Origin of the sequence: Cribrihabitans pelagius, assembly GCF_048820915.1 — a bacterium.
Lineage (GTDB): Bacteria > Pseudomonadota > Alphaproteobacteria > Rhodobacterales > Rhodobacteraceae > Cribrihabitans_A > Cribrihabitans_A pelagius.
Window position 1 is genome coordinate 114,852 of sequence record NZ_JBMERR010000010.1, and the last position, 18,138, is coordinate 132,989.

General features: G+C 67.1%; 16 protein-coding genes. 11 read left to right on the plus strand and 5 right to left on the minus strand.

Annotation, left to right across the window (positions count from 1 at the left end; all coding sequences use genetic code 11):
- Positions 1-38: 38 nt before the first annotated feature.
- A complete protein-coding gene (gene truA, locus ACOHX0_RS10925) occupies positions 39-806 on the minus strand; it encodes a tRNA pseudouridine(38-40) synthase TruA (protein ID WP_420676715.1) in 768 nt (255 codons plus the stop codon).
- 195 nt (positions 807-1,001) lie between these two features.
- On the opposite strand from truA, the gene ACOHX0_RS10930 reads away from it, so the two are divergent.
- Genes ACOHX0_RS10930 through ACOHX0_RS10940 form a run of 3 tightly spaced genes read left to right on the plus strand, consistent with a single transcriptional unit; the run spans position 1,002 to position 3,909 of the window.
- Positions 1,002-2,417: a YcjX family GTP-binding protein gene (locus ACOHX0_RS10930; protein WP_420676756.1), complete on the plus strand. Its 1,416-nt coding sequence runs from the start codon at positions 1,002-1,004 to the stop codon at positions 2,415-2,417.
- Positions 2,417-2,908 carry a GNAT family N-acetyltransferase gene (locus ACOHX0_RS10935; protein ID WP_420676716.1) on the plus strand — a complete coding sequence of 164 codons (492 nt, stop codon included), beginning with the start codon at positions 2,417-2,419 and terminating at the stop codon, positions 2,906-2,908. Before ACOHX0_RS10930 ends, ACOHX0_RS10935 begins: the two co-directional genes overlap by 1 nt.
- Positions 2,905-3,909, plus strand: coding sequence for a YcjF family protein (locus ACOHX0_RS10940; RefSeq protein WP_420676717.1), 1,005 nt, complete (start codon positions 2,905-2,907; stop codon positions 3,907-3,909). Before ACOHX0_RS10935 ends, ACOHX0_RS10940 begins: the two co-directional genes overlap by 4 nt.
- Positions 3,910-4,017: 108 nt before the next feature.
- On the opposite strand, the gene ACOHX0_RS10945 is transcribed toward ACOHX0_RS10940, so the two are convergent.
- The gene (locus ACOHX0_RS10945) at positions 4,018-4,440 is read right to left on the minus strand and encodes a group III truncated hemoglobin (RefSeq protein ID WP_420676718.1); all 423 of its coding nucleotides are present in this window, start codon (positions 4,438-4,440) and stop codon (positions 4,018-4,020) included.
- Between the two features lie 192 nt (positions 4,441-4,632).
- Here ACOHX0_RS10945 and ACOHX0_RS10950 point away from each other — a divergent pair, with 192 nt between their 5' ends.
- The 7 genes from ACOHX0_RS10950 (at position 4,633) to ACOHX0_RS10980 (ending at position 12,341) form a co-directional block, all read left to right on the plus strand.
- Positions 4,633-5,055: a hypothetical protein gene (locus ACOHX0_RS10950; protein WP_420676719.1), complete on the plus strand. Its 423-nt coding sequence runs from the start codon at positions 4,633-4,635 to the stop codon at positions 5,053-5,055.
- Positions 5,056-5,110: 55 nt separating this feature from the next.
- Positions 5,111-5,284, plus strand: a complete 174-nt coding sequence (locus ACOHX0_RS10955; protein ID WP_420676720.1) for a hypothetical protein — start codon at positions 5,111-5,113, stop codon at positions 5,282-5,284.
- Between the two features lie 6 nt (positions 5,285-5,290).
- Positions 5,291-5,932, plus strand: coding sequence for a calcium-binding protein (locus ACOHX0_RS10960; protein ID WP_420676721.1), 642 nt, complete (start codon positions 5,291-5,293; stop codon positions 5,930-5,932).
- Positions 5,933-6,235: 303 nt separating this feature from the next.
- On the plus strand, positions 6,236-9,238 hold the full coding sequence (gene ileS, locus ACOHX0_RS10965) for an isoleucine--tRNA ligase (protein ID WP_420676722.1): 3,003 nt from the start codon (positions 6,236-6,238) through the stop codon (positions 9,236-9,238).
- Positions 9,239-9,470: 232 nt separating this feature from the next.
- Positions 9,471-10,100 (plus strand): hypothetical protein, encoded by a 630-nt coding sequence (locus ACOHX0_RS10970; protein WP_420676723.1) that lies wholly within the window; start codon positions 9,471-9,473, stop codon positions 10,098-10,100.
- A 131-nt stretch (positions 10,101-10,231) separates the two neighbouring features.
- Positions 10,232-11,308, plus strand: a complete 1,077-nt coding sequence (locus ACOHX0_RS10975) for a peptidoglycan-binding protein LysM (RefSeq protein ID WP_420676724.1) — start codon at positions 10,232-10,234, stop codon at positions 11,306-11,308.
- A gap of 10 nt (positions 11,309-11,318) precedes the next feature.
- Positions 11,319-12,341 (plus strand): LysM peptidoglycan-binding domain-containing protein, encoded by a 1,023-nt coding sequence (locus ACOHX0_RS10980; protein WP_420676725.1) that lies wholly within the window; start codon positions 11,319-11,321, stop codon positions 12,339-12,341.
- 13 nt (positions 12,342-12,354) lie between these two features.
- On the opposite strand, the gene ACOHX0_RS10985 is transcribed toward ACOHX0_RS10980, so the two are convergent.
- From ACOHX0_RS10985 to ACOHX0_RS10995, 3 genes are all read right to left on the minus strand, one after another.
- A complete protein-coding gene (locus ACOHX0_RS10985) occupies positions 12,355-12,708 on the minus strand; it encodes a hypothetical protein (protein ID WP_420676726.1) in 354 nt (117 codons plus the stop codon).
- Positions 12,709-12,956: 248 nt separating this feature from the next.
- Positions 12,957-13,649 carry a CDP-alcohol phosphatidyltransferase family protein gene (locus tag ACOHX0_RS10990; protein WP_420676727.1) on the minus strand — a complete coding sequence of 231 codons (693 nt, stop codon included), beginning with the start codon at positions 13,647-13,649 and terminating at the stop codon, positions 12,957-12,959.
- Positions 13,650-14,326: 677 nt separating this feature from the next.
- Positions 14,327-16,732, minus strand: a complete 2,406-nt coding sequence (locus ACOHX0_RS10995) for a methyl-accepting chemotaxis protein (protein WP_420676728.1) — start codon at positions 16,730-16,732, stop codon at positions 14,327-14,329.
- A gap of 638 nt (positions 16,733-17,370) precedes the next feature.
- On the opposite strand from ACOHX0_RS10995, the gene ACOHX0_RS11000 reads away from it, so the two are divergent.
- Complete coding sequence (locus tag ACOHX0_RS11000; RefSeq protein ID WP_420676729.1) at positions 17,371-18,084, plus strand: trypsin-like serine peptidase; 714 nt, start codon at positions 17,371-17,373, stop codon at positions 18,082-18,084.
- Positions 18,085-18,138 lie beyond the last annotated feature (54 nt).

Below are 18,138 nucleotides of genomic sequence, written 5' to 3' on the forward strand. Positions count from 1 at the left end.
CCGCGAACAGACAGCCGCCCGCCCGGCCGGGCAGCCGTTCAGGCGAAGGGATCTTCCGGATAGCCGACCCGGGCGAGGTACAGCCCATGCCCCGGGCAGACCGGTCCGCAGGCAGCGCGGTCGCGCGCCTCCAGCGCGGATCTCACGTCCTCAGGGCTCCACGCCCCGGCGCCGACCCGTTCCAGCGTGCCGACAAAGCTGCGCACCTGATTGTGCAGGAAGCTGCGGGCGCGCACGTGGAAATGGATCTCCGGACCCGACAGCCCCGCGGTCCGCTCCACCCGCAGCTCATCCAGCGTCTTCACAGCACTCGCCGCCTGGCAGATCGACGAGCGGAAGGTGGTGAAATCATGGTTGCCCAGCAGCATGTCAGCCCCTTCCTGCATGGCCGCGGCGTCCAGCTCATGGCCAAGCTGCCAGACCTGACCTGCGTCATGGGTGGCAGGCGCGCGGCGGATCAGGATGCGGAAGAGATACTGTCGCTCGACGGCCGAGAACCGCGCGTGCCAGTCATCCTCGACCCGCGCGCAGGCGACGATTGCCACCGGCGCCGGTTTCAGGTGATAGTTCAGCGCCTCCGACAGGCGGAACGGGTCCCACTCTTTGCGCAGGTCGCAATGCGCCACCTGACCCAGCGCATGCACGCCGGTATCGGTGCGCCCGGCGGCGGCAATGGTGTGCGCGCCGGGTTCGAGCCGCGCAAGCGCCGCCTCGATCGTCCCCTGCACTGAGGGCTGGTCCTTCTGCCTCTGCCAGCCGGCAAAAGGCTTCCCGTGATATTCGACTTTGAGAGCAAAACGCGGCATGGCGGGGCAAGTACCGCGCCGCTGCGGCCGGGGCAAGCCTCCCGGTGCGCCGCCAGCGCCCGGCGGGCGTGCCCCTGTGTGCCCCAGGCCGCGCTTCGCCGCATTTCCGCAATGGCAGCGGCGGCTTGGGTGGCATCCCGGCGCCCCTCTGCCTATCTTGACCCGAACAACAACGGGCAGAGCGGGGCCGGAGACGTGGTGATTACCTCCCTTGCAGACGGGGTGCTAAGCGGTGTGGAGAGCCTCTCCAGCAGCGTCTCCTCGGCGCTGTTCGACCGGCCCCTGCGGCTGGGCGTCACCGGGCTGGCGCGCTCGGGCAAGACCGTCTTCATCACGTCGCTCGTCGCCAATATGCTGGAGCGCGGCCGCATGCTGCAACTGGCCGCCGCACGGGAGGGGCGGATCGAGGCCGCCTTCCTGCAGCCCCAGCCCGACGACACCGTGCCCCGCTTCGACTATGAAAACCACCTCGCGGCGCTGACCGGGCCGTCGCCCCATTGGCCGGACAGCACCCGCGCGGTCTCCGAGCTGCGCCTCAGCTTGCGGGTGCGGCCCGCGGGGCTTCTGTCGGGCTTGCAGGGGCTGCGCACGCTGCACCTGGATATCGTCGACTACCCCGGCGAATGGCTCCTGGACCTCGCGCTGCTGGACAAGAGCTACGCCGGATGGTCCACCGAAGTGCTCACCCGCATCGAAGCCCGCCCCGAGGCCCAGGCCTTCCTGGCCGAGCAGCGCCAGACCGATCCCGCCGCCCCAAGGGACGAGCCGCGCGCGCAGGCCCTTGCGGCCGCCTTCACCAACTACCTCCACGCCGCCCGCGCCGCCGGTTTCTACGATTGCACCCCGGGCCGCTTCCTGCTGCCCGGTGATCTCGAAGGCTCGCCCGTGCTCACCTTCGCGCCGCTGCCGCCCATTGACGGCGCGGCGCGCAGCAGCCTCTGGCGCGAGATGGAGCGCCGCTTCGAAGCCTATAAGGCAAAGGTGGTGAAACCCTTCTTCCGCGACCATTTCGCCCGCATCGACCGCCAGGTGGTGCTGGTCGATTCGCTTTCTGCAATCCACTCCGGCCCGCAGGCGGTGGAGGATCTGCGCCACGCGATGGGCGACATTCTTTCGGCCTTCCGCCCCGGCCGCAACCGTTTTCTGACCCGGCTGATGGGCGGCAAGCGGGTGGAGAAAATCCTCTTTGCGGCCACAAAGGCCGACCACCTGCACCACGCCCAGCACCCGCAGATGACCGCCATCATCGAGGCGCTCACCCGGGAGGCCCGCGACCGCGCCCGCTTTGCCGGGGCTAAGACCGCGGCGCTGGCGATGGCGTCCCTGCGCACTACAACCGAGGAAATGCGCCCGCATCAGGGCGGCGAGCTGCCCTGTGTGCGCGGCACCCTTCTGGAGACCGGACGCCAGGCCGCCTTCTACCCCGGCGCGCTGCCGGAGGACCCGGCCCGGCTGCTCGCGCCCGCCCGCGAGGGTGCTGCGCGCTGGCTCGACGGCGAGTATCAGGCGATGGCCTTCGCACCGGCGCCTCTGACCCTGAAACCCGGCAGCGGCCCGCCGCACATCAGGCTCGACCGCGCCGCTGAATTCCTGTTCGGAGACGTGCTGTAATGCGCAAAATCACCGTCAAACCGGGCCCCGTGACCCTGCGCCGCGCCACCGCGCTCGATGCCGGCGCCACCGGAGAGATCCTGCACGCCTTCCAGGCCGAGACGCCTTGGATGCCCGATCTCTACTCCAGCGCCGAGACGATCTCCTTCTGCGGCGTGATGATCGACCGCGGCTGGGTCACCGTGGCCGCGCGCGGCCGCCGCGTGCTGGGCTTTTCTGCCCGCGACGGCGCGGAGCTCTGCGCGCTTTACGTGGCTGCAAGCGCCCGTGGCCTGGGCGTTGGCGCGGCGCTCCTGAGCGCCGCCAAATCCGCAACACCCCGGCTCAGGCTGCGCACCTTCGCCGCCAACTCCCGTGCCCGCGCCTTCTACCGCCGGCAGGGCTTCGTGCAGACCAGCCAGGGGGACGGCTCCGGCAATGCCGAGGCGCTGCCCGACATCGCCTATGAGTGGCGTGCGGCCCGCGGGATCCTGCGGGAGGCCGCGGCATGAGCAAGAAACCGGTCCTCTTCGACCTCGACGCCGAGGACGCCAGAAGTGCTCCCCCGGTGGCCGAGGCCGCGCCCGTGCCCGATCCCGAAGGCGCGCTCGCAGGCGAGGCGCTACCGCCCGCCATGGAGCAGGCCGCCCGGCTCGCCGCCCGCAGGCCCTCGCGGCTCAGCCGCTGGTTCTGGGGGCTGCTGGGGGCGCTGATCGCGGCGATGGTCTCGGTCGCGGCCTGGGACTTTGCAACCGGCCTTGTGGACCGCGTGCCGGTGCTGGGCTGGGCAGTCAGCGCGGCGCTGGGGCTGCTGCTGCTGCTTGGCCTTATGCTGGTTCTGCGCGAACTCGCGGCGCTGTCGCGCCTGAAGCGGGTGGATGCGCTGCGGCATCAGGCGGCGGAGGTCAGCGACCTTGCCTCCGCCCGCCGCTTCACCGCCGCGCTTGAGGCGCATTACGCAGGCCGCGCCGGCCTCTCCTGGCAGCGTGCCCGCCTGGACGAGCACAAGGCCGAGGTAATGGATGCCGACGCGCTGTTGCAGCTCGCCGAGGCCGAACTGCTGGCGCCGTTGGATACCGCCGCCCTGCGTGAGGTAGAAGCCGCGGCGCGGCAGGTGGCAGCGGTCACCGCGCTGGTGCCGATGGCGCTGGCCGATGTGCTGGCAGCGCTCGTGTCCTCCCTGCGGATGATCCGCCGGGTGGCGGCGATCTACGGCGGACGGCCCGGCTTCTTCAGTGCCTGGCGTCTCACCCGCGCGGTGCTCGCGCATCTGGCGGCCACCGGCGCGGTGGCGGCGGGCGACGACCTGCTGGAACCGGTGCTGGGCGGCTCCGTCGCCGCCAAGTTCTCCCGCCGCTTCGGGGAAGGGCTGGTAAACGGCGCGCTCTCGGCCCGGGTCGGCATCGCCGCGATGGAAGTCTGCCGCCCGATGCCGTTTTCCCGCGCCATGAGGCCCAGCACCCGCCGCGTGGTGCAGCGCGCGCTCACCGGCCTGTTTTCCAAAGACAAATAACCACACGCGCCCCAGGCTCGGGCGCAGCCCGAGCACGGCCCAAACCCGCAAGGGATCCCGGCGCAGCCGGGCACCCGCGGGCGCGGGAGGGCGCCGGTTGCGGCGGGATCAGAACAGCTTGGGCGGTGCGTCCTTGGGCTGGCGCATTGCCACGATGCCGGTGCGGAATCCCTCTCCGATCCGGTCCGCCAGCGCGCCCCATTGCAGCGCGGTATGCTCGGGCAGCTCGGCCCGCAGCACCTCGTGGAACAGGCCGAGCCAGAGCGGGAAATGTTCCGCCTGCACATCCGTCCGGGTCACATGCGCGCGCATCGGATTGCCGCTGTAGCTCTTCTCCCGCAGGATCGCATTGCGCCAGAAGCGGGCGATTTTCTCCTCATGCTCCGGCCAGTCCTCCACATGGGCGGCAAACACCGGCCCCAGCACCGGATGCGTGCGCACGCGGGCGTAGAATACAGCAACCACGCGGGAGATCTCTTCGCCCGTGATGTCGAACCGCGCCAGCGGGTTTTGCGTTTCGGTCTGGGCCATCACCTGCTCCGGTCTGCTGGGACAGGGTGACAAATAGGCGGAAGTGCAGCGAAGCGAAAGAGGCCGGGCGAGCTTATGCGGCGGGCGCCTTCTGCTGCTTTGCATCACTCAAAATTTATTAACTTATAGTGAAACTTTTGCGGAGCCCGACTCGTGACTAAGGGATCGAAAGCGGAAATCAGGAGAAATACCATGGTCCATTTGGCATCGAGTTTCGGCTCCTTTGACACATTCCTGCGCGGCGCCGACGCGTTCTGGTCGGTCGATCTGGCGGCGATGAACAATTCCGGCATAACCGGCTCGGCGGTGCTGGCGGTGAACACCGAAGATGACGGAACACGCTACCTCAATATCTCCATCGCTGCCGAAGGGCTGACGCCGGACGTGCGGCATGCCCAGCATGTGCATGGCACATTCGACGACGACGGGAACCCGTCGGACGCCCGCCTGCCGGATCTTGGCGATGATGCCGACGTGGACGGCTTTATCGAGGTGCTGGAAGGGCTGGGCGCCTATGGCGACATTCTGCTGCCGCTGGTCGGCAGGGATGGCGCCTTGCCGCTGACCGACAGCAACGGTAATTCTGACGTTCATTCAGAATTACCGGCTGGATGATGACAGCAATTTCTTCAGCCCCGTCTCAGGGACCGACTATACCGCCGAGGACCTGATGCCGCTGGAGTTCCGCGAGATTGTGCTGCACGGGCAGAATGTCGGCCCCGGCTTTGGCGCCGGTACGGATGGCGAGATTGACGGCAGCCAGGACGGTTTTGTCGGCCTCCTGCCTGTGGCCGCGGGTGAAATCGAGGCGACAAACCGCAGGCAGGCTCTGGATATCCTCTAAGACCAGATGGACATCGCCTCGGACACTTTCAGCTTCGGAAGACGCGACAATGAACTGAACGCTGGACTGGGCGACGACACCGTCTCGGGCGGCGGCGCCGACCGGCTGAATGGCGAGAGCGGTGACGATGATATTGCGGGCGGCCGCGGCAATGACGTGCTGCGCGGCGGCGACGGCAGCGATCTGGTGAAGGGCAACAGCGGGAATGACTGGCTGTCCGGCGGCAACGGCGATGACACCGTGAAGGGCGGCAAGGGCGACGACAGTGCCTTTGGGGATGACGGCAACGACGTGCTGCGGGGCAAGGCCGGCGATGATGCGTTGCTCGGCGGTGCCGGGCGCGATGACCTCAGGGGGAATGCCGGCAATGATTTCCTGACCGGCGGCAATGGCTGGGACATGCTGGATGGCGGCGCCGGCTGGGACGAGTTCGTCTACAACGACCTGCGCGAAGGCCGGGATACCGTCAGCGGCTTCGAAGACGGCATGGATCTGATCAATCTCAGCGGCCTTGGGCTCGGCTTCCAGGACATCACCGTGGCAGAAGCCCGCGGCGGCTCGGCCAGCCGGATCGAATTCGGGAGCACAAAAATCGTGCTGCTGGATGTCAGCACTGATCTGGTCGACTCCGGCGATTTCATTTTCTGAACGGACTAGCCGGGCAGCAAACAGGCCGCGGCCCTGCTTGTGCGGGGCCGCGGCAGTCTTGTTTCCAGGAAAGGCGTTCACGCAGGCGAACTGCGGCGCCGCGCCAAGCTGCGGCACATCTGCCGCTTTACCCTTGTGCGGGCACGGCCTATAAGGCGGTTCATGTTCTTGCTCTCGGCTATCATTATTCGAATTATATCCCCGGCGCTCTGAACTGTTGAGCCGCCGGGCAAAGGCGCTTGAGCCATCGCGCCGAACCGAATATCCAAATTTCCAGCCTTGATTATCCAAAGGACGCCCCCGATGTGCGCCGACACGCCCCAGACGCCTGATTACAAAGACACGCTAAACCTGCCCAAGACCGATTTCCCGATGCGCGCAGGCCTGCCCAAGCGCGAACCCGCCTGGCTGGAGCGCTGGGCCAAGATCGGCGTCTATGAGAAGCTGCGCGAGAAGGCCGCCGCCGGCAAGGGCACGGACGCGGAACGCACGCCCTTCACCCTGCATGACGGCCCGCCTTATGCCAACGGCCACCTGCACATCGGCCACGCGCTGAACAAGACCATCAAGGACATGATCGTGCGCAGCCACCAGATGATGGGCCACGATGCGCGCTATGTGCCCGGCTGGGACTGCCATGGCCTGCCGATCGAATGGAAGATCGAGGAGCAGTACCGCAAGAAGGGCAAGAACAAGGACGACGTGAACGTGGTCGACTTCCGCCGCGAATGCCGCAAGTTCGCCGAAGGCTGGATCGATATCCAGCGCGAAGAGTTCAAGCGGCTCGGCATCACCGGCAACTGGGCCGATCCCTACATCACCATGGACTATCATGCCGAAGCGGTGATCGCGGATGAGTTCATGAAGTTCCTGATGAACGGCACGCTCTACCAGGGCTCCAAGCCGGTGATGTGGTCGCCGGTCGAGAAGACCGCCCTTGCTGAGGCTGAGGTCGAGTATCACGACAAGGAAAGCTTCACCATCTGGGTGAAGTTCAAGGTGGCCGAGGCGGGCGGTTTTGTCGCCGCAGACGGCGAGGACGCCGATTATGCCGGCGCCGACTCGGCGATTGTGGCGCAGGATCTGGAAGGAGCCCATGTGGTGATCTGGACCACCACGCCCTGGACCATGCCCTCGAACAAAGCGGTGGTCTACGGCGAGGACATCTCCTACGGGCTTTATGAGGTGACGGGCACGCCCGACGAGTGCTGGGCCAAGGCAGGCGAGCGCTACCTGCTGGCCGACAACCTGGCCGCAGGCGTGTTCAAGCGCGCGCGGCTGAAGGGGGAGCATTACACCCGCCTGCGCGGCGTCTCCGCTGACGAGCTGTCGAGCCTGTCGCTCCTGCACCCGCTGGCCCATGCCGAAGGCTCCAACGGTGAGTGGGACGGCTTGCGCGATTTCCGCGCTGCGGACTTCGTCACCGATACCGAAGGCACCGGCTTTGTGCATTGCGCGCCCAGCCATGGCATGGAGGAATTCGAGCTCTACCGCGGCCTTGGCATGCTGGAGCAGGTGATCACCTACAATGTGATGAACGACGGCTCCTTCCGCAAGGATCTGCCGTTTTTTGGCGGCAAGTATATCCTCAACCGCAAGGGCGGCGAGGGCGATGCCAACACGGCGGTGATCGACAAGCTGGTTGAGGTTGGCGGGCTGCTCGCGCGTGGCAAGATCAAGCACAGCTACCCGCATTCCTGGCGTTCCAAGGCGCCGGTGATCTACCGCAACACGCCGCAGTGGTTTGCTTCCGTCGACCGCAAGCTGGACGATGGCATGGGCGAGATGGGCAGCAGCATCCGCGAACGCGCGCTGCGCTCGATCGACGAGCTGGTGAAGTGGTGGCCGCAGACCGGCCGCAATCGCCTGCATTCGATGATCGAAAGCCGCCCCGACTGGGTGCTGTCCCGTCAGCGCGCCTGGGGCGTGCCGCTGACCTGCTTCACCAAGAAGGGCGCGCTGCCGACCGACCAGGACTTCCTGCTGCGCAATGAAGACGTGAACAAGCGGATCGTCGCGGAATTCGAGGAGCACGGCGCCGACGTCTGGTACCAGGACGGCTTCAAGGCGCGGGTGCTCGATGGCATCGTGGATCCGGACGATTTCGACCAGGTCTTCGACGTGCTCGACGTGTGGTTCGATAGCGGCTCGACCCATGCCTTCGTGCTGCGCGACCGAGAGGACGGCACCGAGGACGGCATCGCGGACGTCTACATGGAGGGCACCGACCAGCACCGCGGCTGGTTCCACTCGTCGCTGCTTCAGGCCTGCGGCACCAAGGGGCGCGCGCCCTACCGCAACGTGGTGACCCACGGCTTCACGCTGGACGAGAAGGGCATGAAAATGTCCAAGTCGCTCGGCAACACCATCGTGCCGGAGGAAGTCGTCAAGCAATACGGCGCCGATATCCTGCGGCTCTGGGTGGCGCAGACAGATTACACCGCCGACCAGCGGATCGGGGCGGAGATCCTGAAGGGCACCGCCGACAGCTACCGGCGCCTGCGCAACACCATGCGCTTCCTGCTGGGCTCGCTCGGCGACTTTCGCGAGGAGCAGCGGGTGGCGCCCGCGGACATGCCCGAGCTGGAGCGCTGGGTGCTGCACCGCCTGGCCGAGCTGGACGCCAAGGTGTGCAAGGGCTACCGCGAGTTCGACTTCCAGGGCGTGTTCTCGGCGGTGTTCAACTTCGCCACGGTGGACCTGTCGTCCTTCTACTTCGACATCCGCAAGGATGCGCTCTACTGCGATGGCGAGACCCTGAACGCCCGCGCCGCGCGCACCGTGCTGGACATCCTGTTCCACCGGCTGACCACCTGGCTTGCGCCGGTCTTGGTCTTCACCATGGAGGAGGTCTGGCTGGAGCGCTACCCGGGCGAGGACAGCTCGGTGCACCTGCAGGACATCCCGGAAACCCCCTCCCAGTGGCTGAACGCCGATCTGGCCGCCAAGTGGTCGAAGATCCGCCAGGCCCGCCGCGTGGTCACCGCGGCGCTGGAGGTGCAGCGCAGCGGCAAGGTGATCGGCGCCTCGCTGGAGGCCGCTCCGGTGGTGCATGTGCGCGAGAAGGAGGTGCTGGCGGCGCTGAAGTCGGTGAATTTCTCCGACGTCTGCATCACCTCGGACATCGTGCTGACCAATGACCCGGCCCCGGCCGAAGCCTTCCGCATGCCCGAGGTCGATGGCGTCACCGTGGTGTTCGAGAAGGCCGAGGGGGACAAGTGCCAGCGCTGCTGGAAGATCCTGCCGGACGTGGGAGACCACAAGCACCCGGGCGTCTGCGGCCGTTGCGACAGCGCACTGGGCTGAGATCCGCGCCTTTGAAAGACTGATACAACGCCCGGATGAACCGCCGGGCGTTGTTTTTTTTGCGCTGGCTCAACGCTCAGAGCCGGGAATTTTGCTTCATGTTCTGTTATCGGAACGGCAAAGCCCCTCAAGATATTGACGCCTTTGGCGGATTTGGTTAACAAGCTGTTAATTTTTGCAGATCTTTAGGTGTGTTTTTTTCAGCGGGACGATATTGCGGGGGGGAGAATTGATGGCGGTGCCACGGAAGGCGATACAATCCATACGGGAAAAGCCGTCGGCAGGCGGCAGGTCCGGGCTGCGGATCGAGGCGGTTTCGGCGCCCGGCAACATCAGGATCGGACTGGCGGCCTCCGCGCCGCAGGGAGAGCAAGCCGCAGCAGGGCAGGGCGCCAATGCAACGGAGCGCCCGTGCGATGCTGACGGTTCAGCCGCCCCGGGCCGCGCCCTTCAGAGACTGGTCCTTGCCGCCGCGGTCCTGATGTTCGCGGCGGGCGCGCTGGCGTATCTCGTGCCGCCCTCCGGAACCCCGGGTGCCCCGCAGGCGGCCGCCTCGGCGCCGGAACAGGCGGGCGATGCACTGGTCGCACGGATCACAGCAGGCACGCTGGCCGCGCTGCGCACGCCGCGATCGGCCGGGCCGCAGCCTGCCGCCGCCGCGCCGCCCGCGCCTTTGGAGAATGGCTCGCCGCTCTACCGCATGGTCGCTACCGCAGCGGCGCAGGGTCAGTCGCAGACCTATATCGACCGCATGGTGAACGCCGCCTATGCCGCGGACGAGGTCAGTGTGCCCGCGGTGCTGATCGGCGCCGATGGGCAGGTCGATACCGCGACGCTGCTGGCGCTGTTCACCAGCCGCTGAGCCCGCCGCCGCCCGGATGCGCCCCGCTACCGCCATCGGCGGGACGGGCCAAACCCATTGAATCCATGAAATTTTTTACGGGCGCAGGCCGCGGTCTCCGCTGCCAGCCGCCTCAGTTCCGGGGAGACCCCATGAAGAACCGCATTGCCGCCGCCGCCCTCAGCCTGTTCACGCTGGCGGCAGCCCCCGCCGCCGCTGACCGCTGCGGCGGCACCTATACCGTGCAGAAGGACGACAGCCTCTCGGTGATTGCCGACCGGCTCTACAAGGATGCCGGCATGTGGAGCGCCATCCACAACCGCAACATCGAGAAGATCGGCCCCAGGCCGGGCGCCATCCGGGTGGGCATGAAACTGTCGCTTGCCTGCCTGAACGGTTTGCCGCTGGGGATGGCGGACGGCAAGCAGACCGCGGCCACCCGGGCCAAGGCAGTGCCGGTCAAAGTGCAGCCCGGCCACGCAGCGGTGCGCGGCAGGATCAACCTGCTGACCGGCGACGACTACGCCCCCTTTACCTCCAAGGCCGCGCATAACGGCGGGCTGATCACCGATGTGGTGAATGCGGCGATGATCAAAGCGGCCCCGCAGGAGGGCTACGCGATCCACTGGGTGAACGACTGGGCCTCGCACTTCGACCCTCTGTTGGCGAACGCGCTGCTGGATGCGGGCTTCCCCTGGTACAGGCCCGATTGCGAAACCATGCCCGAGGCCTACCGCTGCCAGAACTTCCATTTCTCCGAGCCGATGTTCGAAACCCTGATGCTGCTGTTTGCCGCCAAGGACCGGCCCTTCGCCTTTGAGGAGGACGCCGACATGGAGGGCAAGGTGCTGTGCCGGCCCACCGGCTATCTGACCTTCGACCTCGAAGAGCGCGGGCGGCGCTGGATCACGGAGAACAAGATCACCCTGAAGCAGCCGCACAAGGTGAAGGAGTGTTTCGACATGGTCGCGCGCGGCGAGGCCGATGCGGTGGCGGTCAACGAATTCACCGGCCGCAGCGTGATGCAGGAACACGGGCTGGAAGCGCAATTCACCGTGCTGCCGCAGCCTCTGTCGGTGCTGGGGATCTATGCGGTGGTGCACAAGTCGCATCCGCGCGCGCAGGAGCTGCTGGCAATGTTCAACCGCGGCCTCCGTGCGATCCAGGCGGACGGCAGCTACCAGGCCATCATCGACGGCCACATGGCCCGGATCTGGGCCGGGTTCTGAGGAGACTGGCATGCTGAAACGGCTTTTCCTGATCCTGCGGCTCGCGGCGGGCCTGGCGCTGGCGCCCGCCTCGGCCTGGGCGCTCTGCGATGTGGGTTACGTGGCGCAGCCCGGCGACACGCTGTTCTCCATTGCCGAAGCGCATTACGGCGACCGCAGCCGCTGGACGATGATCTACTACCGCAACCAGCCCGGGCTTGCGGGCGCCACAGCCGAGCCCGGGCAGCAGTTGTTCATCCCCTGTCCGGAGCGTGCCAGCGCTCCGGATGCAACGCCCCTGCGGCAGGACAAGGCGGAGCTGACCCTGCTCACCGGCGGCAACTACGCGCCCTTCACCGGCCGCGCGCTGCCGGGGCAGGGGCTGGTGACCGAGCTGGTCAACGCGGCGCTGGAGCTTGCCCCCGCTCCGGTCAGCTATTCGATCAGCTGGGAGGATGACTGGTCGCGCCACCTGTTCCCTCTGCTCGATGACAAAACGTTCGACATGGGCTTCCCCTGGCTCAAGCCCGACTGCGCGGCTCAACCGGAGGATGCCCGCTGCGATGGCTTCCACTTCTCCGATCCGGTGATGAAGATGCCGGTGATGCTGTTCGTGCGCGCAGACAGCGGCTTTGTCTTCACCCGGGACAAGGACGCCGAAGGCAAGACCCTGTGCCGCCCGGCGGGCTACTACACCCACGATCTCGACCGCGAAGGCCGGCGCTGGCTTAGCGCGGGCAAGATTACCCTCGTGCAGCCGGAAACGCCCGCCGACTGCTTCCGCATGGTGGCGGCGGGGGAGGCAGATGCCGCGGCGGTGAACCTGTTTCTCGGCGCCAATACCATCGTGGAACAAGGGCTGCGCGGCGAGGTGCTGCCGCTGGAGCGGCCCCTGTCCGAAGAAGGGCTGCATGTGGTGATTTCCAAGCGCCACTGGCGCGGCACGGCGCATCTCTACCGGATCAACGCGGGCCTCAAGCGCCTGCGCGGCAGCGGCCGCTTCGAAGCGATCATGACCCGGCATCTGGAGCTGTTTTGGGCGCAGCTGCAATAGGCGCGGCCAGGCCTCAGCCCATGGCCCTGCGAGCCGCCTGGTAGGCGGCCTCCGCCGCCAGCGCGCTGGCCGGTTTCGGACCGGCCTGGGTGCCGGAAGCGAGGTCCATGAAGAACTGCGCCATGCCGCCGGGCGCGCCGGCGGCAGTGCTCTGCGGCCCCGGGGCGGCAGGCGCGCTGCCGCCCGCCTGCCGGCGCGGGGCGGCCGCGGGATCCGCGTTGAGCGCCGCTTTCCGCGCCAGCGCCCGGGCCAGCCCCTGGCTTTTGCCCTGCTGCAGCGGCGCCGCCACATCCGCCGCCTCCTGAAGCTGTTCCTGCCGCGCGGCTGTCTGCGCATATTCGAAACCGCCCGCCCCGATGACCGTCATTGCGTTGTCCTTTCGCGTCCCCTTTGGTCAAGGTTAGCGAAGTCTTGACGATGCGCCCCGCCCCCGCCCGAATAGCGGCACGGCCCAGGCGGTCATCCGCCTATGCTTTAGAAGAGGGTTCACCCGGCAGGGGGAGCCCCGGGCCTCAGCCGCCACTTTCTGACCGAAAAATACCCTGGGGTGAATGCGCCAAAGGCGCAGAGGGGCAACGCCCCTTGAAACTTCGCCGGCGGCATCCGCCGCGCAGCTCAGCGCCGAGGCGGCACGATCTGCTGCGCGATGCCGACAAACAGCAGGTAGATCGAGGTCAGCACCAGACCCCAATGCACCCAGCCCGGCACGGCAAAATCGACCCAGGCCGCCCAGCCCGCAAAGAAGGTCCAGGCCAGCGCCAGGGGCAGTGACAGCCGCCGCCAGCGCTTGGTGCGCACAGGGTGGATGAACTTCAAGGGCAGGAACATCGCGATAGCCAGCAGCGTGACCAGCGCCAGGCTGGTCCAATGGCTGGGCTGCAGGGCAAAGATCACCAGCACCAGCATGTTCCAGCAGCCGGGAAAGCCGGAGAAGGAGTTGTCCTTGGTCTTCATCCGCGTGTCGGCAAAATACATCGCGCTGCCAAAGGTGATCACGATAATCGCGGCCCACCCGCTCCAGCCCGCCATTAGCCCGGACTGGAACAGGGCAAAGGCGGGGATGAAGACATAGGTCAGATAGTCGATGATCAGGTCCAAGAGCACCCCGTCGAACTGCGGGGCGTAGCGTTTCACGTGGCAATGGCGCGCCAGCGGCCCGTCCACCCCGTCAACGGCAAAGGCCACCACCAGCCAGACGAACATCAGGCTCCACTTGGCTTCGGCGGCGGCCAGCATGGCCAGCATCGCAAAGACCGCGCCGGTGGCGGTCAGCAGATGAACGAGGAGGGCACGGATCTGAGGCGTCATCTGCCCGTGATGGCGAATTTCACCAAGGCCCGCAAGGGTTCAGTGCAACCGCAAGGCGGAATCTCCACAGCCCGGCATCAGCGCCTGCCCGAGGCGCCCGGAGGCGCTGGCGCTTGCTGCGCGCTCTGCCGCCAGTGGCAGCGGCGCGGGCAGGAGAGGGCCGGGCAGAATGGCGCCGGGCAGACGGCCGCGCTGGCGCTCCGGCAGCGGCGGCGGCGGCGGGGCAGCGGGGGCGCCGCTGGCATGAATGGCGGAGGAGGAGGAGGTGTAGAGCATGGCAAAATCCCTTCTGGATCGACTTCCGCCATAAAGCCCGGATCGCCTTAACAGGCTGTTGCCGCGGACCGGGCAATTGTGGCGGATTTTAGGTATTTGCCGAAAGGGGCCGGGCCGCTTTTCCCGGGGCATCGGCTCCGGCGCCGGCGCCGGGTTTTCCGCGCGGCGCAACAGAACGCTGCCGCCTCAGACCGCCCCGCCCGGCAGGCACCTGGTCCGCCGCGGCGCCGGGCGGGCGCGGCGGATCGTTCTTGGCAGCGTCGAGCCCCAGGAGCGGGCCGGACACCGGCGGGACGGCATCCGGATGGCAGACAGACGCCGCGCACCGCCGCGGCAGGCGGCGATGCGCGAACCCTCCGGGGGGGAGGTGTCCGAAGGCGGCGGCGCCTCCGGAGTGGGGGTCAGAAATCCTGCCAGACGTCGCGGGCGGCATTGCCCTTGGCTGCCGCAGCGGCGCTGGCGGCAGCAACGGCGCTGGCGCTGGCGGCCGGCCGGGCCGGAGCCGGGCGGGCCTCTACCTCCCAGTCGCCGCCGCCATGAGCGGTGGGCGCCGCCGCGCGCGGCGCAGGCGGCCGGTTCTGCGAAGGCGCTGCCGCAGCCTCCTCGCCGCCGACCCGGAAATGCGCCACCAGCTCGGCCAGCTTGCTGGCATCGCTGTTCAGCAAGTGGCCGGCCGCAGTCGACTGTTCCACCATGGCCGCGTTCTGCTGGGTCACTTGGTCCAGCTGGGACATGCCGGTGTTGATCTCTCCCAAACCGGTGGACTGCTCGGCAGCGCCTTCGGCGATGCCGGACACCAGCTGCGAGATATGGCTGACCTGGGCGACGATGCTTTGCAGCGCCTCGCCGGTCTTGCCGACAAGATCGACGCCGCGCTCCACCTGTTTCGAGCTGTCGCCGATCAGCGTCTTGATCTCCATTGCCGCATCGGACGATCGCTGCGCCAGCGCACGCACCTCGCTTGCGACGACGGCGAAGCCCTTGCCCGCCTCGCCCGCGCGCGCGGCCTCGACCCCTGCGTTCAGGGCAAGCAGGTTGGTCTGGAAGGCGATGTCGTCGATCACGCTGATGATCTGCGAGATATGTTTCGACGATTGCTCGATCTCCGTCATTGCCGCGACCGCATTCTGCACAATCTCGCCGCTGGTCTCCGCCTCGGCCTTGGCCTCCCCCATGGTCGCTTCAACCGAACGGGCCCCCTCGGCGGCGGACTTGACGCTGGCCGTCAGCTCGTCCAGCGCAGCGGCGGTTTCTTCCAGCGTCGCGGCCTGGCTTTCGGTGCGGTTCGACAGGTCGTCCGAGGCCTGGCTGATCTCGGCGGCGCCGTTGCGGATGCTGGCAGAGGCGCCGACCACTTCCTTCACGACACCGTTCAGAGTTTCCACCGTGAGGTTGAAGTCATGGCGCAGCTGCTCGTGATCCTGCGGGAACGGCGTGGTGATGGCTTTCGTGAGGTCGCCGCCTGCCAGCCGGACCAGCCCGGAGGAGAGGTTTTCCACCACCATCTGCTGCTCCCGCTGCTGATCGGCGCGCGCTTCCTCGGCCTCGCGGGCCTGGCGCAGATCGTCCTGCATGCTGACCAGCGTCTGGCCGATCTTGCCGATCTCGTCGCCGCGGGCCGCGTCGGGCACCGCGGTGTCGAGCGCGCCGGAGGAGACCGCCTCCATGTTCTTGCAGATCCGGTTCAGCGGACGGGTGACAGTGCGGGCAAAGAGCCAGCCGAAGAAGGAGACGATTAGGGCGCAGACGGCCGCGATGGCGATCATCGTGCGCTGTTGCTTGACCGCGGGCTCCATCACCTCGCTCATGTCCTGTTCGGCCACCACTGCCCAGTGCAGGTTGCGGAAGCGCACAGGGCCGGAGGCCGCGACCACCTGGCTGCCGCCGGCCCCGGGCACCTGCTGGTAGAGCTGGGTGTGGTCGGTATTGAAGGCGGAGCCGATCTGCGGCAGCCGGGGCAGTTCCTGCAGCACGGCGTGGCGGTCGTTGAAACGGGAGGCGGTGCGCGCTCGCATGTCGGGTCCGGCCAGGTAGACATCCAGCGTCCTGGTCCGCTCGCCGAGGTTGGTGATCAGGCGGGAGATCTGCTCGATCGGGATCTGCAGCGCCAGAACGCCGAGGTATTCGCCCTTGTCATTAGCGACCTGGATGGCGGTGAAGGCGGCCGGGGCGCCGTTGCTGGGGGCATAGGGTGACAGATCGGAGTAATATTCCACCCCCGGCTCGCCATTCGCGGCGGCCTGGAAGGCTTTCGCCAGGCCGGAGCCGCTGTAGGGGCCGGTGGTCAGGCTGGTGCCGAAGTCGGCTTCCTTGGACACCGAATAGATGACCTCCCCCGCTGGGTTGATCAGGAAGGCATCATAGAATCCCATCCGGTCCAGCACCGCGCGGAAGGCCCCGTGATAGCGGGCGTGATGCATATGGTAGGGGAGATCGCCCGCGCCGCGCGCCAAGAGGTGCTTTTCGCCCGGCAAGTTGGGGTTGTCGTCGATATAGGCCTTGCGCAGCACGTCACCTGCCTCGCCCTCGATCCCGTCCCAGGTCATCGCCATCCATTGCAGAGCGCTGGCAGTGGAAGGCATAGCGGCCACGGTGGCGATATCGGCGCCGACCCCTTCCAGATAGGTGTTGAGCGCCAGCTCGCGGTCGCGCACCAGGGAACTGAGGAACACCTCGGTATCGTGCAGGACGCTGCGGCGGAAATAGGCGGTGCTGATGGAGATCAGCACCACGGTCAGCAGCAGCGCCGAACCTATGATCAGGATCGGCAGCTTCTGGCCCAGTGTGAGGGAAGTATGAAGTTTCAATGGAACCTCCGGCAGGGAGGCACCCGGCCGGAGGATCGGAATCCTGGCGGATGCGGTGATGGTCGTGATAGCGGCCAATCAACTACAAAGGGATTTTCGGCCAGTTAACGCACCTAACTTTTTGCGATAGTTTGCGTGCGCCGGAAGTTACCGCGGCCAGCCGCGGCTGCAGGCGGGGCTGCGGGCGCCGGCGGCCTGAAAGCACGGCGCAGCAGAGCTTTTACGCTGCCCGCCGTTGCCGCAGCGGCGGCCTCGGATGTTAACGGGCGCGGCACCACATTTCAGAAAGCTGTATTTTCCGTCGCGGCAGCCTTTTGCCGGAGATGTCCCGGCCGCCGCGGGGCGAATCCCGCGCCGGGCGGGCACCGGCAGGCCCGCAGCGGTAAAAAACGCCCATCGCAGGGCTGCATATTTCGCCAATTTTACAATTGTTTAAGAGAAGTTAACGCGAGTCGGGCGGGAATATCCCCCGTTTTTGCCGATTTTTTGCGATACTGAGGCTTACAGAACCGGGGGGATTAAGGATTTGTTAATACTGCCACATTCCGTCCATCTTTTCGACGTGGCCCGGCCGGTTCGGGCCTCATTCCAGCCGCACCCCTGAACGACCTTGCCGGTGTGGGAAATTGGAGTGGACAATGAAACAACTGATTGCTGTGATCGCAGCGTGCCTGACCTTGGGCATGCCGGGCGGCGCGGCTGCGGGTGATACGCAGTCCGGCGCCAAGCAAATGCGCGGATGGGAGGCGGTGGGCCGCCTCAACATTTCCGGCCGTAACATGTGCACCGGGGCGCTGGTGGCGCCCAACCTGGTGCTGACCGCGGCGCACTGCCTGTTCGACCCGCAGACCGGCGCGCGGGTCAATCCGCAGACCATCCGGTTTGAGGCGGGCCTGCGCGGACGCCAGGCCAAGGCTGCGCGCCAGGTCGACAAAGCGGTGCTGCATCCGCAATACCGGCACGGGCGCCCCGGTCTGAACGAGACCGGCAGCGATCTGGCGGTGCTGCGGCTGGCGCGGCCGATCAGCCGCAACCAGATCCAGCCTTTCGCCACCGCGGGCGGCGCCGAGCGCGGCGATACCGTGGGGGTGATGTCTTACTCTTACACCCATGCCACGCGGCCGAACCTGCAATCCGCCTGCCAGGTGCTGGCGCGGCAGAGCCAGACGCTGGTGATGTCCTGCCGGGTCGATTTCGGCGCCTCGGGCTCGCCGGTGTTCGAGATGCGGCCGGGCCGCGCGCCGCGGCTGGTCTCAGTGATCTCGGCCAAGGCGGCGATGGGCAACCGGCGGGTGTCGATCGGCAGCGCGCTGGACGGATCGCTCCTGGCCCTTATGCGACGAGCCGGCTGACTAGCTGATCCTGCTTTAAAATCAAAGACTTTTGCCATCCTGCAGCCAGAAAGG